Genomic DNA, 415 nt, shown 5'->3' on the forward strand with positions numbered 1-415 from the left:
CACAGGCTTTCAGCGATTTATGCGAATTTAAAGCGCGTTTTTCTGCGTGATTTTTAGGCGTTTTTTGCGCGTTTTTCGTGCATTTTTGATCAATTTCAGACGTTTTTTTGCTGTTTTTCGGCGTATTTTTGGTGTTTTTCGCGTGATTTTCCGCCTTTTTTGGCTTGTTTTCGATTGCTTTCTCCACTCTTTTGTAGCGGTTTTCGTCTCCAGTCTCCACCCTTTCCCCATCATTTTTTGCCCTTTTACACAAAGGGTTCAATTCTTCGGGAGTGAAGTATCCGTCTTCATCAATGATGAACAACTGGTAGTTGAGAATGATTTTTTTGAGGTAGGCGAAGGAAATGTTCTTGCCTCTGCAGAAAGGACGAAGGTAATCCAACGTGGCACACGGTTCGGGAAGGAGAGCCAACTT

1 pseudogene is annotated in these 415 nt (G+C 42.7%); it reads right to left on the minus strand.

What is annotated here, in order from left to right:
* Positions 1-415: pseudogene (locus B2Z67_RS02845) on the minus strand (hypothetical protein); the annotation flags it as partial.

This window comes from Bacteroides sp. UBA939, assembly GCF_002293435.1.
GTDB lineage: Bacteria > Bacteroidota > Bacteroidia > Bacteroidales > Bacteroidaceae > Bacteroides.